The 24,737-nt window shown below is 64.1% G+C and carries 19 protein-coding genes; 10 read left to right on the forward strand and 9 right to left on the reverse strand.

Annotated features, from left to right (window positions below; translation table 11 throughout):
• The 4 genes from EOA75_RS07555 to EOA75_RS07570 form a co-directional block, all read right to left on the reverse strand.
• Window positions 1-808: ABC transporter ATP-binding protein (locus EOA75_RS07555; protein WP_164747308.1), on the reverse strand; the 808-nt coding region annotated here is incomplete at its 3' end.
• Window positions 805-1,686 (reverse strand): ABC transporter permease, encoded by an 882-nt coding sequence (locus tag EOA75_RS07560; RefSeq protein WP_245322452.1) that lies wholly within the window; start codon window positions 1,684-1,686, stop codon window positions 805-807. The genes EOA75_RS07555 and EOA75_RS07560, both read right to left, overlap by 4 nt.
• On the reverse strand, window positions 1,683-2,696 hold the full coding sequence (locus EOA75_RS07565; protein ID WP_066989127.1) for an ABC transporter permease: 1,014 nt from the start codon (window positions 2,694-2,696) through the stop codon (window positions 1,683-1,685). Before EOA75_RS07565 ends, EOA75_RS07560 begins: the two co-directional genes overlap by 4 nt.
• Before the next feature lie 77 nt (window positions 2,697-2,773).
• Window positions 2,774-4,447 carry an ABC transporter substrate-binding protein gene (locus EOA75_RS07570; protein ID WP_127323974.1) on the reverse strand — a complete coding sequence of 558 codons (1,674 nt, stop codon included), beginning with the start codon at window positions 4,445-4,447 and terminating at the stop codon, window positions 2,774-2,776.
• Between the two features lie 500 nt (window positions 4,448-4,947).
• Here EOA75_RS07570 and EOA75_RS07575 point away from each other — a divergent pair, with 500 nt between their 5' ends.
• Together EOA75_RS07575 and hydA are read left to right on the forward strand one after the other, a co-directional pair.
• Window positions 4,948-7,368 (forward strand): FAD-dependent oxidoreductase, encoded by a 2,421-nt coding sequence (locus EOA75_RS07575; RefSeq protein WP_127323975.1) that lies wholly within the window; start codon window positions 4,948-4,950, stop codon window positions 7,366-7,368.
• A gap of 54 nt (window positions 7,369-7,422) precedes the next feature.
• Window positions 7,423-8,865 (forward strand): dihydropyrimidinase, encoded by a 1,443-nt coding sequence (gene hydA / locus EOA75_RS07580; RefSeq protein WP_127323976.1) that lies wholly within the window; start codon window positions 7,423-7,425, stop codon window positions 8,863-8,865.
• Between the two features lie 39 nt (window positions 8,866-8,904).
• Here the strand turns inward: hydA and EOA75_RS07585 are convergent, their stop codons facing one another.
• Window positions 8,905-9,510 (reverse strand): alpha-ketoglutarate-dependent dioxygenase AlkB, encoded by a 606-nt coding sequence (locus EOA75_RS07585; protein WP_127323987.1) that lies wholly within the window; start codon window positions 9,508-9,510, stop codon window positions 8,905-8,907.
• 115 nt (window positions 9,511-9,625) lie between these two features.
• On the opposite strand from EOA75_RS07585, the gene EOA75_RS07590 reads away from it, so the two are divergent.
• The 7 genes from EOA75_RS07590 to EOA75_RS07620 all read left to right on the forward strand — a co-directional run bounded on the left by EOA75_RS07590 (window position 9,626) and on the right by EOA75_RS07620 (window position 18,470).
• Entirely contained in the window at window positions 9,626-9,841 is a 216-nt protein-coding gene (locus tag EOA75_RS07590) for a KTSC domain-containing protein (protein ID WP_067328004.1), read from the forward strand.
• A gap of 356 nt (window positions 9,842-10,197) precedes the next feature.
• Window positions 10,198-10,818 (forward strand): (2Fe-2S)-binding protein, encoded by a 621-nt coding sequence (locus tag EOA75_RS07595; protein ID WP_127323977.1) that lies wholly within the window; start codon window positions 10,198-10,200, stop codon window positions 10,816-10,818.
• A 2-nt stretch (window positions 10,819-10,820) separates the two neighbouring features.
• A complete protein-coding gene (locus EOA75_RS07600) occupies window positions 10,821-11,843 on the forward strand; it encodes a xanthine dehydrogenase family protein subunit M (protein ID WP_127323978.1) in 1,023 nt (340 codons plus the stop codon).
• A 2-nt stretch (window positions 11,844-11,845) separates the two neighbouring features.
• Entirely contained in the window at window positions 11,846-14,125 is a 2,280-nt protein-coding gene (locus EOA75_RS07605; protein WP_127323979.1) for a xanthine dehydrogenase family protein molybdopterin-binding subunit, read from the forward strand.
• 404 nt (window positions 14,126-14,529) lie between these two features.
• Window positions 14,530-15,363, forward strand: a complete 834-nt coding sequence (gene fghA, locus EOA75_RS07610; protein ID WP_127323980.1) for an S-formylglutathione hydrolase — start codon at window positions 14,530-14,532, stop codon at window positions 15,361-15,363.
• Between the two features lie 252 nt (window positions 15,364-15,615).
• On the forward strand, window positions 15,616-18,165 hold the full coding sequence (locus EOA75_RS07615) for a caspase family protein (RefSeq protein WP_127323981.1): 2,550 nt from the start codon (window positions 15,616-15,618) through the stop codon (window positions 18,163-18,165).
• A gap of 14 nt (window positions 18,166-18,179) precedes the next feature.
• A complete protein-coding gene (locus EOA75_RS07620) occupies window positions 18,180-18,470 on the forward strand; it encodes a hypothetical protein (protein ID WP_127323982.1) in 291 nt (96 codons plus the stop codon).
• 73 nt (window positions 18,471-18,543) lie between these two features.
• Here EOA75_RS07620 and EOA75_RS07625 read toward each other — a convergent pair whose 3' ends face one another.
• A complete protein-coding gene (locus EOA75_RS07625) occupies window positions 18,544-19,041 on the reverse strand; it encodes a hypothetical protein (protein ID WP_245466585.1) in 498 nt (165 codons plus the stop codon).
• 242 nt (window positions 19,042-19,283) lie between these two features.
• Here EOA75_RS07625 and EOA75_RS07630 point away from each other — a divergent pair, with 242 nt between their 5' ends.
• Window positions 19,284-19,817: an OmpA family protein gene (locus tag EOA75_RS07630; protein ID WP_176477658.1), complete on the forward strand. Its 534-nt coding sequence runs from the start codon at window positions 19,284-19,286 to the stop codon at window positions 19,815-19,817.
• Between the two features lie 54 nt (window positions 19,818-19,871).
• Here the strand turns inward: EOA75_RS07630 and EOA75_RS07635 are convergent, their stop codons facing one another.
• From EOA75_RS07635 to EOA75_RS07645, 3 genes are all read right to left on the reverse strand, one after another.
• Window positions 19,872-22,295 (reverse strand): M23 family metallopeptidase, encoded by a 2,424-nt coding sequence (locus tag EOA75_RS07635; protein ID WP_127323984.1) that lies wholly within the window; start codon window positions 22,293-22,295, stop codon window positions 19,872-19,874.
• Window positions 22,292-22,702 (reverse strand): DUF1036 domain-containing protein, encoded by a 411-nt coding sequence (locus tag EOA75_RS07640; protein ID WP_127323985.1) that lies wholly within the window; start codon window positions 22,700-22,702, stop codon window positions 22,292-22,294. Before EOA75_RS07640 ends, EOA75_RS07635 begins: the two co-directional genes overlap by 4 nt.
• 101 nt (window positions 22,703-22,803) lie before the next feature.
• A complete protein-coding gene (locus EOA75_RS07645) occupies window positions 22,804-23,676 on the reverse strand; it encodes a hypothetical protein (RefSeq protein ID WP_127323986.1) in 873 nt (290 codons plus the stop codon).
• Window positions 23,677-24,737: the final 1,061 nt, after the last annotated feature.

Below are 24,737 nucleotides of genomic sequence, written 5' to 3' on the forward strand. Positions count from 1 at the left end.
GCCCTTGCGTGTAGGGATGGCGTGGCCGGCCGAACAGCTCGCACGTCGGCGCCTCCTCGACCAGCTCGCCGGAATACATGATGCCGACCCGGTCGCAGCTTTCGGCGATCAGACCGAGATTGTGCGAGATGAACAGCAGGCTGGTTCCATAGCGACGGCGCAGCTCGCCGATCAGATCGATCACCGCCGACTCCACCGTCACGTCGAGACCGGTGGTCGGCTCGTCGAGCAGGAGCAGCGACGGCCGCCCGAGCAGCGCCATGGCGATGACGACGCGCTGCTGCTGGCCGCCCGAAAGCTGGTGCGGATAGCGCTTCAGCATGTCGCCGGCATCGGGCAGGCGCACGTCTTTCAGCATGGCGGCTGCCATGTCGAGCGCCTCGACGCGACTTGCGCCGAGATGAAGCATCGGCACCTCGGCAAGCTGCGCGCCGATCGTTTTGACCGGATTGAGCGCGCTCATCGGGTCCTGATAGACCATGGCGATGCGCCGCCCGCGTATGGCGCGAAGCTTATGCGCCGGTGCGTTGACCAGTTCCTCGCCTTCAAAGCGGATACTGCCGCCGGCGACCACGCCTGTCGCACCGAGATAGCCCATGATCGCCATCGCCGTGGTGCTCTTGCCGCAGCCGGATTCGCCGACCAGCCCGAAGCTTTCGCCGGGCTTCACCTCGAAAGACAGCTTCGGCACCGCAACGATCGTCTCGGCCTTCCCGCGAAACTCGATGCGCAGATCTCGGACAGCGAGGAGCGGCGTCCCGGACGCACGCTCGCCTTTCATCGAAATTGGCTCGGCGACCATCGTCATGGCTTCCAGGCCTCCCGCAGGCCGTCGGCCAAGAGGTTGAAACCCAGAACCAGGCTGACGATGCCGATTGAGGGCAGCACCGACATCAACGGCCAGACGTTGAGCACCGTCGTGCTTTCCTTGACCATGCCGCCCCAGTCCGGGTTGGGCGGCGGCAGGCCAAGGCCAAGGAAGCCGAGAATGCCGATGGTGATGATGGTGTAGCCGATGCGCAGACAGGCATCGACGATCAGCATGCCGCGGCAGTTGGGCAACAGCTCGACAAGCATGATGTATAAAGTACTTTCGGCGCGCAGCCTTGCGGCGGCGATGTATTCCTGCTCCTTCAGGCCGAGTACCAGCCCGCGCGTTATTCGCCCGATTCCTGGCGCCGAGGCGATCGTCGTGGCGATGACGATGTTGATTATCGATGGCCCGATATTGGCGATCAGGATGACGTAGAGGACCAGCACCGGGAAGGCGAGGATGATGTCGGAAAGGCGGCTGATCACGGCATCGATCCAGCCGCCGTAATAGCCGGCGATCATGCCGAGCGTGATGCCGACGATCATGGCGACCGCAACCGAAAGCGGCGCGACGACCAGCACGGTGCGGGCGCCGAAGATCAGGCGAGACAGCTCATCGCGGCCGAGAATGTCGACGCCGAGCCAATGCGCCGCCGATGGCGTCGGGTCGGCTAGCGCCATCACATCCTGCTCGGTCGGAGAATAGAGCGGCAGCACCGGTGCGAGGATCGCCGCAAGCACCCAGAAGCCGACCAGGAACAGCCCGACCAGTGCGGTAGGCGAGCGCAGGATGCGCGCCCATTTCAGGCGTGCCCTGCCCGTTGCCTTGACGGCTGTCGCCTCCATAGCTCTTTGCTCGACCAGTGCGCTCATCGCAATCTTATGCGTGGATCGAGCAGCATGTAACCGAGATCGCCGACGAATTGCGTCGTGACCGCGATGGCGACTGTGATCAGCGTGGCCGCCTCGATGGTCGCGATGTCGCCGAAGAGGCTGGCATCGAGCAGCAGCCGACCGAAGCCGGGATAGGCGAAAACGAGCTCGGTCACCACCACGCCGCTGATCAGGAAGTTGATCTGCAGGAGCAGCACCGTGAACGGGGCGATCATCGCGTTTCGCAGGGCATGGCCGATGACGACCTGGCGTGTGCTCATTCCCTTCAGTACCGCGGTGCGGATGAAGGGCTTTTCCATCACCCCGATCATGGACACGCGGATCATGCGCGCGACATAGCCGAAATCATAGATGACGAGCACCGCCACCGGCAGCACGAGCTGCGAGGGAACGGACCAGCCGCCCTCTGTATCGAGCGGGCTGGTGCCCGGCAGCACGGGCCAGAGAATGACGAATAGGGTGACCAGAAACACGCCCGACGCGAATTCCGGGATCGAGGTGAAGGTTATGCAGATCACCGACAAGAGCCGGTCGAGCACGCCGCCTTCCTTCAGGCCGGACAGGATGCCGAAGACGATCGACAGCGGCACGATCAGCAGAAAGGCCAGCCCGGCCAGGATCGCCGTATTGCCGAGCCGGTTCCAGATGACGTCGTTGACGGGCAGCTTGTTCAGCGTCGAATAGCCGAAATTGCCGAAATACTGCGCGCCGCGCGGATCCTTGAAATTGAGCCCGGTGCTCGGGTCCTGGAGCGGATCCGGAATGATGCCGAGCAGCACGCCCGCCCAGCGCCCGTAGCGCACCAGCAGCGGATCGTCGGCCCTCAGCTTCTTGGTCAGGAAATCGACCTGCTCTTGCGTCGCGAAAGGCCCGAGCGATTTGCGCGCGACGCTGCCCGGGGTGAACTCGCAGACGGCGAATACCAGAAACGACGCCGCGACCATGGTGAGCAGCATCATCGCCAGCCGTTTCGCCACGAATATTGCCATCAGCCGGACGTTTCCGTTCTGGGTGCGAGTGGAAAGGAACGCCCGGCCGTTCTGTCGCCGGCCGGGCGCAGCGTGGTCTAGGCGGAGGCGACCGCATAATCCTTGGCGAAGATGTACTGTGATGGATGCAGTTCGAAGCCCTGCACCTTCTTGTCCATGACGGTCGAGAAGATGCGCCAGAACGGCTGCACGATCGGGCCCTCGTCCTGCATGATCAGCTCGATCTTCTCCATCACCTTGCTGCGCTCCTTCGGGTCGAGAATGCCCTCGGCCTGGGTGAGCAGCTTGTCGAATTCGGCGTTCGAGAAATGCGATTCATTCCAGGCGGCATTGGAGCGATAGGCGAGGCCGAGCGTCATGATGGCGAGCGGGCGGTGGCCCCAGGCGGTCAGGCTGAAGGGCGCGCTGGTCCACACTTCCCAGTACTGCGCGCTCGGCAGCGACTTGATGTTGGCCTTGATGCCGATGTCCTTCAACTGTTCGGCCATCGCCTGTGTCGTGTTAAGCTCCCAGATCGGGTCGGGCCGCGTCACCAAATCCAATTCGAAACCGCCGGCATGGCCGGCGTCGGCCATCAGCTTCTTCGCCTTTTCGACGTCGCGCGGCCATTTGGGCAGCGCAGCATATTCGGGGTGCGACGGCGCCACATGGTGGTCCTCGGCAGGCGTGCCGGCGCCGAGCAGGACGGTCTGGATGATCTTGTCGCGGTCGAGCGCATGGCGCATGGCCTGGCGCACGCGCTTGTCCTTGAACTGCTCGACATCGGGATGCATGCGCATGACGATGGTCTGCGTCGTCTCGACCTTGTGGACCGAGACATGGGGGAAGGCCTTCATCGAATTGATCTGCACCGCGTCGGCTTCCGACAGGCCATCGACCTGCTTGGACGCCATCGCGGCGATGCCGGCGCCGGGATTGTCGCCGAGGTCGACGAATTCAAACGTGTCGAGATGCGCAGCACCGCCCCAATAATCGGCCCGCGCCTTGTACTTCGCGCCCTTGCCGACCGTGTATTCGACCATCTCGAAGGGACCGGTGCCGTTGGCGCTCGGGCCGAAGGCGCCGTTGTCCTTCGGATCGAGGATGAACATCGGATAGTGGAAGAGATGTTCGGCGACCGCGATCTGCGGCGAGAACAGGTTCAGCCGCACCGTGCTGTCGTCGACCTTCTCGATCGCCTTGTCGGACCAGAGCCGGCTCGACTTCTTCGGATTGCCCTTGTCGTCCTTTTCGCCGGTATCGTACTCCTCGACGAGATAGCCGGTGAACAGGCCGAGCACCGAGGAGCCGACTTTGGGATCGCTGACACGCTTCAGGTTCCAGACCACGTCGTCGGCATTAAGCGCCCTGCCGTCACGCCATTTCACATCCTTGCGGATGTGCAGCGTCCAGGTCTTCAGGTCATCGCTGACGTCCCACTTCTCCAAGAGATAGGGGTGGGTGATGTTGTTGCGGTCGGTAAAGGTCAAATATTCGCAGACCTGGCGGATGACGTTGGATTTTTCGGCGAAGTCGGCCAGATGCGGATCCTTGATCTCCATGCAGCGCATGCCGATGCGCAAATTGCCGCCTTTCGGCAGGTCGCCGGCACGCGCTTGCGTCACCGGGTCGATGATGCCGGCCATGGCATAGGCCGCGCCGGCCGAAAGCCCGAGCAGCGTCGACTTGCGCAGGAAGTCCCTGCGGCTGATTTCGCCCTCGTTAAGCTGATCGAGCAGTGTCGGAATATAGGGATGCGATGTCTTGTCCAAGGTCTTAACCTCCGAGTTGTCGCGATGCTCGTGCCGGACAGGGCGCTTCGGCGCTGTCTTTTCGACTGGTGCGGAACCGGTTTTGAAGGCCGCGGCGCGACCGCGCCGCCGGACCGTCAAGACGCAAGGACGACGAGAGGCATGCCGGTCTGACCGGTCTGTCTCCGCGCTCGGAATGCAGGTCCATGGCGGGTGGCTCCCATTAGTGGCGCCGCTGGTCGCGGCTGCTCAATTCCCCGCCAAAAGCTACACCCGGCCTCTATGCCTACAAACGAAGATTGATGTGGCTATGACCTCGTTTTTTTTGCTCTTAACTGCCCCGAAAAGCAGCAGCCAGCCCCAATAGCAGGCTTTACAGTCGTTTCCCGAGCTTTCTACATTGCCGGCGTTCGAAAAAGTGGGGTCATGTTGTCGGCACAAGAGCCAGCACGAACCCCTGTTGTTATCCGGCCCGCCGCCCGGCCGTCCGGCTCCGGCACACAGCCACAAGGAACACGTAAATGCGGACTCATGCCCAGGCTGTTGTGATCGGCGGCGGCCTGATCGGATGCTCGATCCTCTATCATCTGACCAAGCACGGCTGGAGCGATGTCGTGCTGTTCGAGCGCGACGAGCTCACCTCGGGCTCGACCTGGCATGCTGCGGCCAACATTCACGGCTTGCACGACTCGACCAATATCAGCCGCCTGCAGCATTACACCATGGCGCTCTACAAGGAGCTGGAGAAGGAGACTGGTCAGGGCTGCGGCATCTTCCAGCCGGGATCGCTTTATCTCGCCCAGACCGAGGCGCGTGAACATCAGCTCCGGCTGCAGGAAGCCAAAGCGCGCCGCTACAAGATGAACTTCTACGAGGTCGACCGCGCGGAGGCCGAGCGGCTGCACCCGCTCGTCGACTTCGACGGCATACGCTGCATCATGTACGAGCCCGAAGGCGGCAATGTCGATCCTTCGGGCGTGACGGCCGCCTACGCGGCCGGCGCGCGCCAGCGTGGCGCCGAAATCCACCGCTTCACCGCGGTGACCGGAACGGAGCAGCAGCCGGACGGCAGCTGGATCGTGCGCACCACCAAGGGCGACGTCCGCACGCAATGGGTGGTGAACGCCGCCGGACTGTGGGCGCGTGAGGTCGGCGCGATGGCCGGGTTGGCGCTGCCCCTCATACCGACCGAGCACCAGTATTTCGTCACCGAGACCATCCCAGAGATCGCCTCGATGGGCCGGCGTCTGCCTTCGGTCGCCGACCGCGATGGCGAATATTACCTGCGTCAGGAGGGCCTCGGCCTGCTGATCGGCGCCTATGAGCGGGCGATGAAATTCTGGGCCGAGGACGGGACGCCGCAGGATTTCGGCCACGAGCTGTTCCCGGACGATCTGGAACGCATCGAGGAGAACATGATGCGCGCGATCGCCCGCGTGCCGGCGGTCGGCGCTGCCGGCGTCAAGAGGGTGATCAACGGACCGATGATCTGGTCGCCGGACAGCGCCGCGCTGTTCGGCCCGGTGCCGGAGCTGCGCAACTATTTCTGCTGCGCCGGCATCATTCCGGGCTTTTCGCAATCCGGCGGCCTCGGGCGCCTGGCGGCCGAGTGGATGATCGAGGGCGAGCCGACGCTCGACATGTTCGGCTGGGATCTCGCGCGCTTCGGCCACTGGGCGGGCAAGGCATTCGTCAAGGCGCGCGTGCAGGACCAGTACAGCCATCGCTTCAAGATCCATTTCCCAAACGAGGAGCGCGCCGCTGGACGGCCGGTGCGCACACGGCCGGCCTATTCCATGCAGAAGGAAAACGGCGCGGTGTTCGGCCTGAACTTCGGCTGGGAGCATCCGCTGTGGTTCTCGATCGACGGCGAGCCGCGCGAGGAGACGATCGGCTTCACCAGGCAGAACTGGTGGCACCCTGTCGGCCGCGAGGCGCGCATGCTGCGCGACCATGTCGGCATCATCGACATCTCCAACTTCGCCAAATACGAGGTGAAGGGGCCGGGCGCCGAGGCCTGGCTGAACGCGCTTTTCGCCAACAAGATTCCCTCGCGGGTCGGACGATCCTGCCTGACGCCGCTGATCGGCAAGCGCGGCGGCATCGCCGGCGACTTTACCGTCACCAAGCTGGCGGAGGACGAGTATCGCGTCTTCGGCTCCGGCATGGCCGAGCGCTATCATCAGCGTTTCTTCAAGATGCTGCCCTTGCCGGAGGGCACGACGTTCCGCTCGCTCACCGAGGACATGTGCGGCTTCAACGTCGCCGGGCCGAAGTCGCGCGCGGTGCTGCAGCGCCTGACCAATGACGATTTGACGACGGCGTCGTTCCCCTTCATGGCCTCGCGCTGCATGACCGTTGCCGGCCTCGCTGTCATTGCGCTGCGCGTCTCCTTCACCGGCGATCTCGGCTGGGAGCTCTATTGCGAGGAGAAGGACCAGACCGCTCTTTACAACGCCCTGCTCGACGCGGCGCGTCAGGAAGGCGGCGGGCCGGTCGGCTCGCGCGCGCTGATGTCGCTCAGGGTGGAGAAGGGCTATGGCAGCTGGGGCCGCGAATACTCGCCCGAATATTGGCCGCAGGAAGTGAAGTTCGACCGCCTGATCAAGATGGATAAGGGCGACTTCCTCAACCGCGACGCCTACGCCGCGCTGGCATCGAAGCCGGCCCGCGACGAGCTGATCATGATCTCGATCGAGGCGAAGGATGCCGACGCCACGGGCGGCGAGCCGATCTTCCTTCCCGATGGCACGCCGGTCGGCCAGGTCACGTCTGGCGCCTACGGCTATCATGTCGGCATGTCGCTGGCGCTCGGCTATGTGAAGGCGGGCTCGGTGAAATCCGGCGATGCCGTCACCGTCGCGATCCTCGGCCGGCCGCACAATGCCGTGTTGCTCGAGAGGCCGCCCTTCGATCCCGATGGCAAGCGGCTGAGGGCCTGACCGGTGCTTGCCTGCCCGGTGACCCGCAACAGCACAGCGGCGTGAGTGGCACGAATGGCGCGGCGCTCGCATCAGCTGGTCGTAAAAGGCGGTAGGGTCGCTTTGGATGACGGTTGGCGGGATTGCGACGTCGGCATCGATGACGGCCGCATTGCGGCGATCGATTCAGGCCTGCAAGGTGGGCAAACCATTGACGCCGCGGGCCTGTGGGTGATGCCTGGCGGCATCGATGCCCACTGCCATCTCGACCAGCCTGTTTGGGGCGGGGCCGGTAACGCCGACGATTTTGAATCGGGCTCCATCTCGGCCGCATTCGGCGGCACGACCTGCATCGTGCCCTTCGGCATGCCGGGTCCAAATATGACCACGGTGGATGCGCTCGAACGGGCGATGGGCTGCGCTGCCGGCCGTTCCATCATCGACTACGGCCTCCATGCGGTGGTGACGATGGGGACCGGCGCCAACGTCGAGGCACAACTTAGCCAATTGGCCGGGCAAGGCATTGCTTCGGTCAAGCTTTTCATGACCTACCAGGGCTTCGCGGTCGACGACGACCTGTTCTTCACCGTGCTCGATACGGCGAGGAAGCTCGGCTGGATCGTCATGGTTCATGCCGAGAACGATGCCGCCATTCGGCGCACGCGGCAGCGGCTGATCGAGCTTGGCCGCACCGAGATGCGCTATCACGCCGTGGCGCACAGCGAGATCATGGAGCGCGAGGCGACCCATCGGGCTCTGGCGCTGGCGGAGATGACCGGCACCCGCATGACCATCGTCCATGTGTCGTCGCGGCAGTCCGCCGAGGAAGTCGCGCGGGCGCGTCAGCGCGGCGTCGACGTCGCGGCCGAAACCTGCCCGCAATACCTCTTCCTCGGTGCCGCGGACCTCGCCCGCCCAGGCAGGGACGCCGCCCGCTTCGTCTTTTCGCCGCCGCCGCGCACGCCGCATAGCCGCGAGCATCTCTGGCGGCTGCTGGCGGACGGCGGCATCGACCTCTGGTCGTCCGATCATTCGCCCTATTATTTCGCCGACAAGATCGGCAAAGCGCCGGAGCCAGGTTTCACCACGACATTGAGCGGTATTCCGGGCCTGGAAACCAGGCTGCCGCTGCTGTTTTCCGAAGGGCTGCTGACGGGGCGCCTTTCGCTGCAGCGATATCTGGATCTGACCTCGCGCAATGCCGCCGCGATCTACGGTCTCGACCACCGCAAGGGTCGCATCGCCCCCGGCCTGGACGCTGATCTCGCGCTCTGGGACCCGGCACGCAAGTGGACCATCGGCCACGAAATGCTGCACTCGCGCGTCGACTTTTCGCCTTACGAAGGCAAGGCGGTGACGGGCAAGCCGATCACCGTGCTGCTGCGTGGTGAGCCGCTGATCGCGGGCGAAAAGCTGCAGGCGCAAGCTGGTTTCGGCGGCTTCGTCGCGCGCCGTCCGTCCGATCCGGCAAAGGCCGGCACGGCTGTGGAGGACACCACGCCATGGCTCGACCCCTGATTGGGCGACTTGGAATATCGGCCTGGCAGAACGTCGGACTTACAGCTTGGGTCGCAAGGTCCGAAATGTGACCGAGTAGCGGTGTTCTGCGAGCGGCGGAATGCTGTGCTCCCATTCGTTGCGCGCCGGACCGGCCATGAGGTAGGCGGATCTCGGCTCGACCTCGATCGTCTGCCGGTCCCATGTCGCGCCGTTCCTGCGGCGCAGCCGGAAACTGCAGGATGCCAGCAGGGAGACGCCTGCGACGAGCTCGAAATGGGGCTTGTCGCGATGCCAGCCGATGCCCGCGCCAGGCCGGTATTCGTTGATCAGCACCTGCGAGAACTCCGACGCGGGCCGACCGGCGAAGTCGGCGACCTTGTCGCGAAGCGGCAGCAGGAAGTCGGGTATGGCCGGTGCTTCCACGACCTCGCGGCGGTCGTAGTCGTAACGCAGCCCGAAGCCGACAACCTGCCTGTTGGCTAGATGGCCGTGGAAGTCGAAGGGCTTGAACGGCAGGCCTTCGATGCAGCGCACCAACGCGCTTTCTTCGTTGCGCGTGATCAGCTCCGGCCGGTAGCGGAATCCTTCCGGCAGGCCGTTTGGAACACCGAAAAGATCTCCTTGGCGGACTTGCGCCGTGGCGCTCGATTTCGTTGACGGCATAAACCTCAGATAGGCAATTCGGCAGGTCTCGCAAGGCCCTGATCCGTCGGCAGCCGGTGCGACGGAACCCATTGACAGCTCCGGGAATTACGCATTGGCCAACGGGGCGCTCGTCATGCCTTCCACCGCCATCCGGAACATCTATTACGACCCGGCGACGAAGATCCTTTCGGTATGGTTTGTCCCGAGCGGCGACCGCTATGACTATGAGCAGGTTGAGCCAGAGACCCACGCGGCATTCAAGGCTGCTCGGTCCAAGGGCCGGTTCTTCAACGAGTTCGTGCGCGACCGATACAGCTTCCATCTGGTGGCGCAAGGACCGCAGCATTGAACCAGAGCCCCGCTCCCATGCCCTGCTCGAAGCCACCCCTCCTGTCGCTGGGCAGGGCCTGTTAGCCTTATTGCTCAGCTACGGTTCGACAACTGGAGAATTGGTATCTACCGGTGTGACTTTCGATCGGTTGTGCGAGCTTGCGCAGCGCCGGTGCGCACCGCCGCGTGGCAGTCAACCTCCCTTGCGCGGAACGTTCCTCTGCTGTCCCGGCGTGCTTTGCCTCCGACTTCCGTCGATGCTGTCACAGTCGCGTGAGCTTCCGGGCCTTCGCCTGCAAAATTCGGAACAATGCCCCCGTTGAGAGGTTAGCGCCCCATAGCCAGCCCCGATGACTGCCAGCCTGGGAGCGAGCCATGTCCCGAATTTCCGCGCCAAGCACGACCGGCCTCAGCCGGCGAAGCTTCATGACAGCTACTGTCTCAGCCGCCGCGGCGGCGCCCTTGCTCAGCTCCCCAACGAGAGCGGAAAAACCGGCCGCGACCCGTTCCGGCTTGAGGGAAAAGGTCGCGGTGTCCTTGCGCATCAACAAGCAGCCTTACGAGCTTTCGCTGGATGCCAGGACCAGCCTGCTTGACGCCCTGCGGGACCATGTCGGCCTTACCGGCACGAAAAAAGGTTGCGACCATGGGCAGTGCGGCGCCTGCACCGTTCTGGTGGACGGAAAGCGCGTGCTCTCCTGCTTGAGCTTCGCCGTGATGAACGACGGCAAGGAGGTGACGACCGTCGAAGGGCTTGCCTCGAGCCACGGCAAGCTGCATCCGATGCAGCAGGCCTTCATCGACCACGACGCGTTCCAGTGCGGCTACTGCACGCCGGGTCAGATCATGTCGGCCATCGGCTGCGTCAACGAAGGCCACGCCAACTCCGAGGACGACATCCGCGAATATATGAGCGGCAATATCTGCCGCTGTGCGTCCTACCCGAACATCGTCGCCGCGGTCGTCCAGGCGCGCGATCAGGCGAGAGGAACCTGACGATGCGCCCCTTCATCTATGAACGGCCGACAGATGTCTCCGCCGCGGCCGCCATCGCATCCCGCTTTACCACCGAGGACGACCAGCCGACACGGGCGAACGCGCAGTTCATCGCAGGCGGCACCAATCTTGCAGACTATATGAAACTTGGGGTGGCGGCGCCCAACCGGCTGCTGGACCTCAACCGGCTCGAAGAGCCAGGGCTGAGGCAGATCAGGGTTACCGACGACGGCGTGCGCTTCGGCGCCCTGGTGCGGATGGGCGAGGCTGCCGACCATGGCGAAGTCAAACGCCGCTATCCCGTCATTGCCGAAAGTTTGCGGCTGGCGGCAAGCGGCCAGATCCGCAACATGGCGAGCCTTGCCGGCAACATGCTGCAGCGAACGCGCTGCGAATATTTCCGCGAGTCCTCCTGGGCCTGCAACAAGCGGGTGCCGGGTTCGGGCTGCGCGGCGATGGAAGGCTTCAACCGCCAGCACGCGGTGCTGGGCGCCAGCGATGCCTGCATTGCCACCTATCACGGCGACTTTGCCCAGGCTCTGATTGCGCTCGATGCCGTTATTCGAGCCAAGGGGTCTCGCGGAGCGCGCGAAATTCCCTTTGCCAGGCTGCATCGGCTGCCCCGCGACACGCCGCATATCGAGACGGATCTGGCGGCGGACGAGATCATCACCGCCATCGAGGTGCCTGCCTTACCGTGGGCCCGGCGCTCGCGCTACCTGAAGATCCGCGACCGCGAGTCTTATGCCTTTGCGCTGGCCTCGGCGGCCGTTGCGCTCGACCTCGACGGCGACAGCGTCCGCGAGGCAAGGATTGCGCTCGGCGGGCTGGCGACGGTGCCGTGGCGCGCCGGCGAGGCCGAAGCGGCCCTGCAGGGCAAGAAGCTCGACGAGGCATCGGCAGGTGCGGCGGCGGACGCTGCCTTTGCCGGTGCCGAACCGCGCCAGCACAATGCGTTCAAGATCGAGCTCGGAAGGCGGACGCTGGTGCGCGCGCTGCTCGAAACGCGAGACATGAAGGTGTGACCATGGACCCAGCCGCTCCGAAGCCCAAGGAGAACATGGGCGAACCGCTGCCGCGCGTCGATGCGCGGCTGAAAGTCACCGGGCAAGCCCACTATCCGGCAGACCTGCCGACGGCAAACCTAGCCTATGGCGCGCTGGCCACCAGCAGCATCGCCAAGGGCAGGGTGACGAAGCTTCACCTGGACGATGCCCGTGCCGTGCCCGGCCTTCTCGACATCGTCACTTATGGCGACATGGACAAGGTCGAGAAGCCGAAATTCGGCAACGCCGGCGCGACCTCGATCGGACCGCTGCATGACAGGACGATTTTCCACGACGGCCAGATCATCGCCTTGGCCGTTGCCGAGACATTCGAGGCGGCGGAGGAGGCGGCCCAGTTGATCCGCGCCGATTACGAGGAAGAGAAGCCGTCCGCGAGTTTCGATAGTCCCGGCACCAAAACCATTCCCGCCGCCGGCAAGAGTCCGCTGTTCAAGGAGGATGTGAAAGCAGGCGATTTCGACGCCGCCTATGCAGCCGCCGCGGTCAGGATCGACGCTCGGTATTCAACGCCCACCCAGCACCACAACCCGATCGAGCTGTTCTCCACGACGGCATTTTGGCAGGGCGATCAGCTCATCGTCCACGAGCCGTCCCAGAACGTCACCGGCTGGAAGGCCGAACTTGCGAGAGAATTGAAAATCGATCCGGCCAATGTGCGCATCGTCAGTCCCTTCATCGGCGGCGCCTTCGGCTCAAAAGGACCGATGACGCCGCGCACCGCCATCGTCGCAGTAGCCGCAAAACGTCTCGGGCGTCCCGTGCGCTGCGTGACGAGCCGCATGCAGGCTTTCGGCACACAGACTTACCGGGCCGAAACCCGCCACCGCATCCGGATCGGCGCCGGCGAGGACGGCCGCATCACCGCTTTCGCGCACGAAGGATGGGAGGTGACATCGCGCCCTGATCCCTATGTTGTCGGCGGCACCTCGGCGACCGGCCGCATGTACGACTACGGCTCGGTGTTGACGCATGTGTCGCTGGTCCAGGCAGATCGCAACACGCCGGGCTACATGCGTTCGCCGCCCGAGACACCTTACGTCTACGCGCTGGAAAACGCGATGGACGAGATGGCGGTGGCGCTTGGCATGGACCCGGTCGAGTTCCGCCGCATCAATGAGCCGAAGGCGGAACCGATCGGCAAGAAGCCCTTCTCCAGCCGCTCGCTGATCCAATGCTATGAACAGGCGGCCAATGCCTTCGGCTGGGCGAAGCGGGACCCCAAGGTCGGCGCGATGCGCGACGGCGACTGGCTGATCGGCATGGGCTGCGCCACCGCCATCTACCCCACCGCGGTGGCACCATGCGCGGCGCGCGTGCGCCTGACGTCGGATGGCGATGTGCGGGTGCAATGCGGCTCGCATGAGATCGGCACCGGCGTCCGGACAGTGGCCGCCCAGATGGCCTCGGAACGTCTTGGCGTTTCGATCGACAAGGTGACCGTCGAAATGGGCGACAGCAGCCTGCCTCCGGCCCCGGTCTCAGGTGGTTCGATTTCCACCGCAAGCGTCTGCTCGGCGGTTCTGAAGGCTTGCGATGCCGTCCGGGCGAAGCTCTCCGCCGGAGCCACGGCCGAAGGCGGCCCGCTTGCCGGCTCACATAACGAGGAACTGGACCTTGACGGCGGCAAGCTTGCGGCCAGGGGCGGAGCGTCCGCGAAGATCGAGGAGGTCTTCAAGGCGATGCAAATTGGCGCGATCGAGGAATATGCCGAGTTTGCCCCGAAAGGCGCGACGCCTGAGGCAGTGAAGAAACTCTATGCCGGTCAGTCCGAATTCCATGGCGGCGATCAGGACGAGGACTCGGTGAAATACGCCTTCGGCGCGGAGTTCGTCGAAGTTCGCATCAACAGCTATACTCGGGAAATCCGTGTGCCGCGCATCGTCGGCGCTTTCGCGGCCGGCCGCATCATGAACACGCGCACCGCGCGCAGCCAGCTGATGGGCGGCATGATCTGGGGCATCGGCCAGGCGCTGCATGAAGCGACCGAGGTCGACAGGCGCTATGCCCGCTACGTCAACCGCGACCTGCAGGATTATCTCGTGCCGGTCAACGCCGACATCAGGGACCTGCAGGTGATCCTGGTCCCGGAGGTAGACCACGCCGTCAATCCGGCCGGCGTCAAAGGCTTGGGCGAACTCGGCAATGTCGGCACCGCCGCCGCCGTTGCCAGCGCGGTCTACCACGCGACGGGCAAGCGCATCCGCGATCTGCCGATCAGGATCGACCAGCTTATCGCTTGACGATGCGGCGAGCGGCAGCGCACCGCGATCTGCTCATCAATCCGCTGATTGCCGAGCCGCCGGTGCAATGCGAGCACCCCCACCCGCATTGCACCGGCGGATAGCTTCCGTTCACAACCCGTCGAATTTTCCCTGCCCGCTTGCCAGCGAGCGCCCCGCTTCGGTTTCGGCGAAGCAAAGGACAGAAAAGACTTCTTTTTGCGATCCGGCCCGGATGTTCTCTTGCCGACCCTAGAACACGCGAACGCTCGCCTGGGAGGCGACGCATAACGAGAGCGGCTCGAAATGTCCGCCCTTCCGCCGTTCGATCGCGCATCTGCGCCGTTTTGGCGAGGTGCAAGGTTGCGGGCGCCGGGTCCGGCAGCTATGTCGGGCCGGACATTCCCGGCGAGAAGGCAGAACCGATGAACGTCCTTTCCACGTCCAAATCGCACGGCGGCATCCAGGGCGTCTATTCGCACGCGTCGGAAGTCTGCGCTTGCGACATGACCTTTGCCGTCTTCGTGCCACCCCAGGCGAAGGACGGGCCTTTGCCGGTTTTGTGGTATCTCTCGGGGCTCACCTGCACCCATGCCAATGTCATGGACAAGGGCGAATACCGGCGCCTGGCGGCCGAGCTTGGACTCGTCGTCGTCTGCCCCGACACCAGCCCGCGCGGTCCGGACGTTCCCGATGAGAAGGACAATTGGCAGTTCGGCTGCGGCGCCGGCTTCTACGTCGATGCCACGCAAGCGCCCTACGCGAAGAACTATCGCATGTACTCCTACGTCACCGAGGAGTTGCCGGCGCTTATTGAGGCCAAATTCCCGGTCGACATTTCGCGCCAGTCGATCTTCGGCCATTCGATGGGCGGGCACGGCGCGCTGACCATCGCGCTAAAGAACCCTGAGCGCTTCCGGAGCTGCTCGGCCTTCGCGCCGATCGTGCAGCCGACGACGGCGGGCTGGTCGCGGCCGGCGCTGGAAAAATATCTGGGATCAGACGAAAAGAGCTGGCGCGCCTGTGACGCCACGCTGCTCATGGAGGACGGCCATCGTTACGGCGAACTGCTCGTCGACCAGGGCAGCGCCGACGGCTTCCTCCAGGATGGTCTTCGTCCCTGGCTGCTCGAAGAGGCGTGCAAAAAGGCAGGCATCGCGCTGACGCTGCGCATGCAGGAGGGCTACGATCATTCCTACAATTTCATCTCGACCTTCATGGACGATCATTTGAAGTGGCACGCCGCGCGGATGGCATAGGCAGCGCAAACGCCCACCAGCCCTGAACCTGAAGTTGGATGGCCGCGACACAATCCGGCGATCAAACGCGTCTTCTCATTGCGGTGAATAGGTCTCTGGAGTAATTTAGAACTTGGTTGGATGAGACGCATGCCCGCTGTCGTTATGCATGCGGTCTGCTCTGGTCCCGGCAGATTGTGAACTCTTTAACAGACCTCGGCGCCGCAAGCTGCGTTCCTGTGGCCGACAGGTCATAGCAGTTAAGGATTTGCCATGCTGCGATGCTGCGCGTTCCTTGCAGCCCTGGTTCTCGTGAGCTTCACGGCCTTCGAAGCTCATGCGGAGCGCAGGGTCGCCTTTGTGATCGGCAATTCCGAATACCGCGACATCCCGGCTCTCAAGAACCCGGACAAGGATGCCGAGGATGTGTCGAACACATTCCGCCTGGCCGGCTTCGACGTGTTCGTCGCCAAGGATCTCACCAAGCTTCGGTTCGAGGAGCAGTTCCGAAACTATCTCGCCGCGGCGGACGGTGCCGATCTCGCCGTCGTCTACTATTCGGGCCACGGTTTTCAGATCGGCGGCGAGAATTTCCTCATCCCGGTCGATGCCTCGCTCAAGGCCGCGGCCGACATCGAGGTCCAGGCGATCAAGCTCGACGACGTGCTGGAGCAGCTGCGGGCGAAATCGAAGATCCAGGTGATCATCCTCGATGCCTGCCGCAACAATCCGTTCCCGCGCAAGGACTATTGGTTGCGGGACCAGCTGATTGCCGCGGGCGGCACCGGACTTGCGCAGGTGAAGAGCTCGCTGAACACGCTGATTGCCTTCGCCACCGAGCCGGGAGCCGTCGCCTATGACGGAGCGAGCGATCTCAGTCCCTTCTCGTCCGCCTTCTCGCGTCGGGCGCTGGCGCCCAACCAGGAGATCCGCACGGTGATGGCGGCGGTTCGCCGCGACGTGGTCAAAGCCACCGATGGCAAGCAGGTTCCTTGGGAGAATTCGTCGCTGATCGACGAGGTGGTGCTGATGCGCCGCGCCAGTCGACCGGCACTGCCGCCGGTGCTGGAAAAGGTCGTGCCGTCGGGCGTCGGACCGGTGGCGCTTGACCTGCCGGAGCCGGTCGATGTCGACGGCGGCGCGGTCACCGTCAGCATCGAAAGGCCGCCGGCGCTTGGACGCCTGACGCTGGACGGCAAGCCTGTCGCTGTCGGCCAGCCGATTGCGGGCAAGGATCTGCCGCGTCTTAAGATGGACGTGCCGAAAGGATCCGGCGCGCAGGAAGAGGTCGACATGCTGGCCTATGCCACGCATGACAATTGGGGCGGTCAATCCCAAGGTATCCTGGTGTTTCGGGTCAAGAACGGGAACGCGGCCGAAGGGCAGCAGCTCATGGCTTCGCTCGAGGCCGAGCAGGAGCAGCAGGTGCTGGAGCGCGGCATTCACATCACCGGCGCCGCCGAGGCGATCGAGAACCGTGACGTAAGCGTCCCGGTCGGTGTCGGCCCTGTGCCGCTGAAGCTCGTTTTTCCGACCAAGGATCCCACCGTCAGCGTGAAGCTTGCAAGCTATCCGGCAACGGGAACGCTGTCGCTGCCGGACCGGACCTTGTCTCCGGATTCAAGCCTGATGGCCGATGAAGTCGACCACTTGCGCTACGAACCCCAGATCGGCGCCGTCAAGCCGCTGAGCGTCGGCTTCGAAATAAGGGCCGACAACACGCCGTCGAAGCCGGCGACGATGAAACTGTCGCCAAGCGTCGACGCCTGTGACAGGGAGGCCGGCGAGCCTCTCGACCTGCAGGGCGTCGTCCCCGGCCTGCTGCCGAACGAAATCAGCAGCAACGCCGTGGATGTCTGCCGGGCAGCGGTGAAAGCCTATCCCGACGTCGCCCGCTTCCGCTACCAGCTCGGGCGTGCGCTGCTTGTTGCCGGCAAGGTCGACGAGGCCAAGAAGGCGATCCAGGAGGCTGCCGACATGGGGCATGTCCGGGCGGTGTTCGAGCTTGGCTATCTCAACGCCACGGGAACGGGAATGCCCGTCAATCGCAAGCAGGCCAATACCTTCTATGCCGCAGCGTCCGACAAGGGCGATCCGTATGGAATGACCTCGTGGGGTCGCGCTTTGTTCAACGGCTATGGCGTCGATCGTGATGCCACCAAGGGCCTGGACCTGCTGCTCAAAGCGGCGGCGATGGGGCACACCTATGCCATGAACGACCTCGCCGCGATTTTTACGGAAGGTCGTAACGGCGTACCTGCCGATCCGGCTCGCGCCGTGGCCTTCCTCAAAGCGGGCGTCGAACGGCAGGACATGTATTCGATGAACCTGCTCGGCCGAAATTATCTCGCCGGCACTGGGGTTGAGAAGGATCCCAAGAGCGCGCTCGAACTCTTCCAGAAATCCATGGATCTCGGCCAACCCTACGCTCCCGGCAGCTTGGCGCGTATGTACAGGGACGGTGTCGGTGTGCAGCAGGACCTTGCTGAGGCGCAACGCCTTTTCGAGGTAGCGACCGACCGCGGTGATCAGTCGGCCGCATATGATCGCGCGGCTCTGGAACTGCAGCGGGGCAACAAGGCGGACCAGCCTCTCGCCGTACGTTACCTTGCTTTCGCGGCGGCGCTCGATGTTCGCAACGAAATTCCAGATGCCAAGGCCACGCTGGCGAAGTTCGGAGCTAAAGCGAAAACGGCGGCCCTGAAACAGCTGCGTGGGGAACTCAAATCAAAGATTTCGGCGGAAGGCTCGTTGGACGTTCAACTGGTCAAGACGGCCAGAGCCGTCTGGGAGCAAGCCAATCCGCGTCGGGACTTGTTCTGATCAACAAGGAGGCAATGGTGGGCAGGGCATCGAAACTGGCAATCATCGTAACATTCCTAACTGGAGTTCTGGCTGTCGCGGGGTGCACCGCCGTGACGCCCCAGGTCGAACCGGAGCCGACGACGAAGCAAAAAGTCGTTCGGACAACGACCACGCCAAAGGTGATCAAGCAGAAGAAGGTCACCGCGAAGAAGCCGATCGAACCGGCGGAGGTAACAACTGAAGCTCCGCCTCCAGTTATTCCAGCGATGGGCGGAGGCGGTAGCGGCGGCAATAGTGGTGGTGGCGGCGGCTGGGGAGGTTGACCCCAAGGGGCGCAAGGCGGCTATACGTGATCGCCGACATTCGAGCAGGCTTGGCTAGTTTGAGCAGGCTTGGCTAGTAAGCATCGGCCGGTTGCTGCTGCGCCTCCATCTCCGCCATCTCGATGCCCATTTCGACGAAGGCTGAAAGCACGGCAAACCGGTCCGCGAGCGATACCCGCGCAAGGCCTGCCAGTATCCCCGCGCTGACGGCATGGGCGGTTGGAAATTCGGCTGTCGCCTGATCGATGCCCGAGTCGCCGTCGCGCCAGCCTGCTGCCAAAGCGATCCAGGAAACCGGCGTCGCGGGCGGCACCTCCACGGCCTGGGCCACAGCCTCACGATGGTCGGGATTGCCGGGTTCGCCGACCCAGTCGCCGACGAGCGCCAGCAATTCGAGGTCCCTGTCGCCGAGGAGCTCGGCAAGGTTGCTTAGGCACTCATGCGCCCACCAGATCGCAGGGCGTTCGGGAAGCAGATAGGCGCAGAAGGTGATTGCTTCCTCCGGCACGCGCCCGGCGAGCAGCGCCCGGCAAAACTCGATCGAGGGCTGGTCTGTCGGGACCGCTTTCATGTCCCGGGCAATGGCCGGGCAAGCGCTGAAGAGATCCCGCGCCGTCCTGAACCGGAGCCCCCTCGCCATGGCTGCCACGCCCTTATTAGGAATAGAGATACTGAAGCCCCGGCGGAGGCGCTGGTCAAGCATTAGCTTAGCAAATCACCGGCGCTCGCAGCGTGTGTTTGTTCACAGACAACCGGCGCGAGATTTGCTATCGTCCGTCGCAGCGAGATCCGCTCAAACAGGGAGTAACGGTCATGCGGTGGGCCAGTTCAGCCTTTGCATTGGCGGCCGTGCTTTTTTCGACGCACGTTTCCGCTGATCCGCTTCAGAAATCCGAAGACATCGTGAAGTTCTTCACCGGCGCGGGCAATCTCGGCGCGACGCGGGGGATCTGCGTCGGCACTGAAGAAGAGTGCAAGAGCAAGAACGACCAGAACGCGGCCTCGACCAAAACCGGGCTCGACATGATGATCAATTTCGCGCTGGATTCGGCCCAGCTCGACCAGACCGCGCGCACCGAGCTCGACGAGTTCGCCAAGGCGCTGAAAGACAACCGGCTGAGTTCGTTCAGCTTCGTTGTCGAAGGCCACACCGATGCTTCGGGTTCGGATCGCTACAATCAGGACCTGTCGCAGCGCAGGGCGAAATCGGTTGCCGCATTCCTGACCGCGAACGGCGTACAGGCCACCCGGCTCGAAGCTATTGGTCTCGGCAAGTCGCACCCGCGCGTCGCCGATCCCTACGATCCGGTCAACCGCCGGGTCGAGATGCGGATCAGGACGGAATAAGCCGCACGAATCACTCACGCTGCGAACAGCGACCGACGGTAGCGCGACAGGGCCTCAAAGGGTGGCCTGGATCGAGCTTATCAGGGCCGTGACGGCTTGCTTGTATTTCTCGAACTCCGGCGATGTCTGTCGGACCTGGGTCGTGGTCGTCTGCTGGTTCTGATCGGACGATGCCAAGCGGGTCACCTTCTGACCCATTTTCCGCTCGGCCCAGTCGACGACGTAGCTGGTGGTCTTTCCGGTAAGGAAAGGGTTGGCCTGGATCACGGCGGAGCCGAGCACTGCGCTCAATTGCGCCGAGCCGGGCGCCGCCAGAACCTGGGCAGCACCTTCCATGCCCAGGAAATGGCAGAGATAGAGCCGCCCGGCGGTGATCTGGTGGCCGCGGGCGCGAAGATAGGCTTCGCCCTCGCGCGCCAGATTGCGCACCATCTCGCGCGACAGCGTGGCGTCGTAGCGGAGCGCGAGCAGGTCGGCGGTCGACAGCGAGCGGGCGAGATCGGGCCGATAGGTGTTCATCATCCGGATCCAGGTCTTGGTGATGAACTGACCGGCACCGGTCGCCGAGGAGAGCGGGTTCTTGGCTCGCGCTTTGCCGCCACTTTCGACATGGACGATGCGGTCGGTCAGCGTCTCGACGGCAGCATCGCCGTAGCCGCCGCCGGCGCCGCCGGACGCATAGGTGGCGACCGTGGTGACCGTACCCAGCGGATCGATCGCCTGGCCGCTCTGGTAGAGCTCGAAATGCAGGTGCGGGCCGGTCGAAAGTCCGGTGGTGCCGATATAGCCGATGACGTCGCCGGCCTTCACTTTGGTGCCGACGCCGCTCGCGATGGCGAATTTCTGCATATGCGCGTAGCGCGTCTCGCGCCCGTTGGCATGTGCAATCTTCACCAGATTGCCATAGCTGCCGCCATCGCCCTGGAAGGTGATTTCGCCGTCGAAGGCGGCCATGATCGGCGTGCCGACCGGAGCGGCCCAGTCGACGCCTTTATGAATGCGAACGGTGCCCAGGATCGGGTGTTTGCGCGGGCCGAACGTCGAGGTCATCACCCCGCTCACCGGCGTCACCATGCCGTTGGTGACGTTGAGCGAGCGAACCTCGTCATTGCCCGTCACGCACGCATACTGGCCATCGCTCTGCTGGAAGACGAAACAGTCGAGCGTCTTCTCCGTGCCCTGAACGCCGACATAGAGGACCCGTCCTGAGATTTCGCCCTGGCCGCGCGGCGTCTGCGAGTAGATCAGCACCAGCCGCTGGTCCTCGCTGGCGAAGGCGTCGAGATCCTGTCCTCGCGACAGATACATGATGGCCTCTCCGATCACGCTGGTCGGAACCTTGTTGCGGGCGGCCGTCGAATATATCGCATCGAGCAGGCGATATTGGCGCTTGGGCCCGCCTTCGTCGGATGCGCCTGAATAGTTGAAAAGGTCCTCCCGCACCCACGGGTCGACGCCCGACACGAACGCGCCCGCAGCATTGCGCGTCAGCGTGCCGACATAGACATTCCTGGCGTAGATCGAGACCTGCATAAGCGACATGGTGGTGGTCTCGCGGTTCGGCCTGAATCCGCGCATCGCCACGACAAAGCCCGCCCCCAGCCCGTTACGGTTGAACAGCGTCTTCAGCGCTTCGCCCGCCAGCTTCGCGTCGTCGGCGGAGAAATGCGCATCGGCGACGACGCTGTCCAGGCTGCGGTCGTTGAGGATTTTTACGAATGTGTCCTCGGTCGCCTCGAAGCGCTGGTATTCGCTGCTGACGGTCGCAACGGTCGTGTTGTTCTCGATCTGGGTCTTCTTGAAAGCGGGAAGGGCGGCCTCGCCCTGGTCGACGGTCTCGCCCCAGCCCGCTTCCGGATCATCGGCATCCGCCTTGGGCGCTGAACTGGCAGGAGCTTCGCTCTCGTCGGGTGCGGCCTGAAGGTCGTTCTCAAGATCGCCTTGCTGGTCGTCGGCTGCGCCCGGAGCGAGGGGGGCGGCTTGCCGATCCTGCGGCGCCGTTGCAGGAGATTTCGGCACGGTCTGCCGCTGCGCCTGGAAGAAGGCGAAATCCTCCTGCGTCGAGGGGATCGTCGTCATGAATTTTTCGCTGGCGCTCAACATTACATCGGACAGGATTTCGATCTGCGGCGAGGCGCCGGAACTGTCGAGCTCGGCCGGGCGCGCGACGGTCTTGCCCTTGGCCGTGTCGGCATCGGGCGCGAGCGTGATCCACATCGGATCGCCGGCGAGGTCGATGATGGCCGGCACATAGACCGAAGCGTCGGGCGGCACGTCATCCATCCCCTCGACCGGATGCAGTTCCTCGTCCTCGTCGCCGAAGGACCAGTAATCGCGTGTGAGGTAGAAACCCGTAGCTGTCGAGACGAGGACGAGTGCCGCAACGCCGGAAAAAATCCAGCGCCACAGCTTGCGCCGCCGCTCGGCAAGGCGCGCCTGCTTCTTCAGTTTGAAGCTCGTGTCGATGCTGTGCGTCACTGGCCGTTCCCGCTCAGGAAATAGGTCCAGCGCACCTGCTCCTGCGTGTCGACCTCAACGAAGCGCGCCGCGATATGGCCGCGCTGCCAGCATTCGTCGATGCCGCGGATCGAGAAGCGGCGCCGGTCGATGCACATCTCGATCGATCCGGTGAGGATCGCATGGCCGAAGACGTCCGTGGCATAGATGTAGATGTAGCGGTTGGTCAGCTCCTCGCGGATGACGTTGACGCATTGGTTGGCGCCGATCGTCCACCAGCCGTCGGTCTGGTCGGCATCGTCGACCTTCTGTCCAACGGCGAGGTTGACGACGTCGAGCGTCTGGTTGCAGACGGTGAATTCGGCATGTGCCTTGTTGACGGATAGCATGGAGAGCAAAGCCATGCCGGCAAGCGCAGCAAGCTTCATGCGGCCGATGCGATCAGCAACAGGCCGGATCGGTCCGCGCTCCTTGCGTGACTGGGAAAGGGTGGAAGAGAGCAGGCGGCAGAGAACCATCGGCGTCCGCGCTATCCGCCAAGCCGGAAATACTTGGCGGTGGCCGAAAATCCGGAATCGTCCGTCTGGATCTCCTTAAGGATCCGGGGCAGCACTTCCGAGGCGGGGGTCGGGCCCGCGAACATCGCGGCCTGGACGTCCCGTGGCCCGGTGATCACCAGGATGACCTGAGGCAAAGCCTTGCCGGCCGCCTTGTCGTCAGCGGCGAGATCGATGGCGATCTTGAAGGTCGCCCTGTCCGGCTGCGCGACCATGCGGCTGTCGAGGTTGAAGGCGGTGCCATTGTGGTTGATCAGCAACACGCTGGAGATGAGCCCCCCGCGCGTCACCAGCGTGCCGCTGATCGGTGATCCGTCGGGCACCGACGTCCGGTCGAGCATGAGCTGCGGTCGTTCAGCCTCGCTTCGGTCGAGAAGGTGCAGGAAGGTGGGTACGCCGCATTGTGATGGGGTAATCAGGCGCACGCTGATGTCCGGCTCGACGTTGAACCTGGACTGGAACGCACCGAGCAGTTGCTCGAAAGGCTGCACGGCCGTTCCGAATCCCTCGATCGCCGCGGATGTGCCCGTTGCCGATGTCAGGGTCGCGTAGAAGCAATTGCCGCCGCTGAAGTCGCGCACCCAAGAGGCGCGCTGAGCCAACGCGTCGGTTTTGTTTGGCGGCGGCGGAACCTGGGGCTTTGGCAGATTGATTGCGACGTCGGTATTTTGAGATGGCTTGTTGGCCGGCGGTGGCTGCGGCAGTGGTGCCGGTTGTGTGGTCGAGACTTTCGGCCTTGCCGGCTGAGTAGCCGCTTCGGGCGCTGCCGGCTGGCGCGCAGTCGAAGCCGGCGCCTGATTTTGGTTTTCCGTAACTTGCGGCGCCGGCGTCTTCGACTTCGACAATTTGGACAGAGCGTCGACGAGGTCGGATGCGCTCGGTTTCGTCGCCGGCGGTTTTGCTTCCGGCGCCGCAGCAGCTTCCGCCGTCGGGCTCGACGGCTTTTGGTTTTCCGCTGCTTTCGGCAGGGGTGCCGGCAAGTTCTCGACCGACGGCTGAGCCGGTTCGGGCTCCGCCGGCTGCGAGGCTTTCGCCTGGTTGTTTTTGGCCAAGCTCTCTGAAGGGGCAGGCGGTGTCGGCTCGGATTTCTGTCCGGTCTCTACTTGCGCCTGTTTCTGGGCGGTCTTGTCCTGCGGTTGCGGCGCAGCCGATAGGGCAGGCTGTGTCGGCTTCTGCTCAGTCTCGGCCTGCTTCTGGACGGGTTGTGTCGTGTCTTGCGGTTGCGGCAGAGCCGGAGCGGCAGGCTTTGCCGGCTCAACGGTGGCTGAGCTGTCCGCCTTCGGTTCTTCCGGCTGCGGTTCGGCCGGCGCTTGCGGCCGAGGTTGCGGTGCTTCTGGCTGAGGCGTCGGTGCCTCCGCTACCGGCTGGGGCGCTTCCGCGACGGGTTTTGCCGCCGGCTTCGGCGTAAGAGGCCCAGGCTTTTCAACGGCGGGCGGAGTGACCAACGCGCCGCTGAAATAGACGCCGGCCGCCGCCAGGACTGCCAGAACCGCGACGCCGCCCGTTATGGCCGGGATCCGCGAGGGCTTTCGCTCCGCAGGTCGGCTTGACGCACTGGCCGGAGCCGCCGCCGGCGCCGGCCTCGGTTGCGACAGGTGCGCAGGCCGCACATGCGGAACGAAACGCGGTTCGTCGGGAACAGCAGAAGCCGGGGGACTGGTGTTTGGCAAGGCCGTCCAGCCGGCGCGCGGCAAGCCGGATCGTTCCCGCGGAGCAAACGATCCGGGCGGCGGCAAGGTCGCGTCGAGATCGTCGTCACGCGTTGCCCTGGCGATCTCGGCCATGCTGGCGGGCCGGTCTTGAGGATCCGGCTGCAACATCGCTTCGATGAGTTCGCGGAAATCGGGATCGATGTCCGACAAGTCCGGCACGGTGCGGCGCTTCTCGATGACCTCATATTGCGAGC

Source organism: Mesorhizobium sp. M1A.F.Ca.IN.022.07.1.1 (assembly GCF_003997575.1).
GTDB lineage: Bacteria > Pseudomonadota > Alphaproteobacteria > Rhizobiales > Rhizobiaceae > Mesorhizobium.

Bases quoted from the DNA above. Each gene is read 5' to 3' on its own strand.
- EOA75_RS07560 (WP_245322452.1), bottom strand. From the start codon at position 1,686: ATGAGCGCACTGGTCGAGCAAAGAGCTATGGAGGCGACAGCCGTCAAG.
- EOA75_RS07565 (WP_066989127.1), bottom strand. From the start codon at position 2,696: ATGGCAATATTCGTGGCGAAACGGCTGGCGATGATGCTGCTCACCATG.
- EOA75_RS07575 (WP_127323975.1), top strand. From the start codon at position 4,948: ATGCGGACTCATGCCCAGGCTGTTGTGATCGGCGGCGGCCTGATCGGA.
- hydA (WP_127323976.1), top strand. From the start codon at position 7,423: ATGGCGCGGCGCTCGCATCAGCTGGTCGTAAAAGGCGGTAGGGTCGCT.
- EOA75_RS07585 (WP_127323987.1), bottom strand. From the start codon at position 9,510: ATGCCGTCAACGAAATCGAGCGCCACGGCGCAAGTCCGCCAAGGAGAT.
- EOA75_RS07590 (WP_067328004.1), top strand. From the start codon at position 9,626: ATGCCTTCCACCGCCATCCGGAACATCTATTACGACCCGGCGACGAAG.
- EOA75_RS07595 (WP_127323977.1), top strand. From the start codon at position 10,198: ATGTCCCGAATTTCCGCGCCAAGCACGACCGGCCTCAGCCGGCGAAGC.
- EOA75_RS07600 (WP_127323978.1), top strand. From the start codon at position 10,821: ATGCGCCCCTTCATCTATGAACGGCCGACAGATGTCTCCGCCGCGGCC.
- EOA75_RS07605 (WP_127323979.1), top strand. From the start codon at position 11,846: ATGGACCCAGCCGCTCCGAAGCCCAAGGAGAACATGGGCGAACCGCTG.
- fghA (WP_127323980.1), top strand. From the start codon at position 14,530: ATGAACGTCCTTTCCACGTCCAAATCGCACGGCGGCATCCAGGGCGTC.
- EOA75_RS07615 (WP_127323981.1), top strand. From the start codon at position 15,616: ATGCTGCGATGCTGCGCGTTCCTTGCAGCCCTGGTTCTCGTGAGCTTC.
- EOA75_RS07620 (WP_127323982.1), top strand. From the start codon at position 18,180: ATGGTGGGCAGGGCATCGAAACTGGCAATCATCGTAACATTCCTAACT.
- EOA75_RS07625 (WP_245466585.1), bottom strand. From the start codon at position 19,041: ATGAAAGCGGTCCCGACAGACCAGCCCTCGATCGAGTTTTGCCGGGCG.
- EOA75_RS07630 (WP_176477658.1), top strand. From the start codon at position 19,284: ATGCGGTGGGCCAGTTCAGCCTTTGCATTGGCGGCCGTGCTTTTTTCG.
- EOA75_RS07640 (WP_127323985.1), bottom strand. From the start codon at position 22,702: ATGAAGCTTGCTGCGCTTGCCGGCATGGCTTTGCTCTCCATGCTATCC.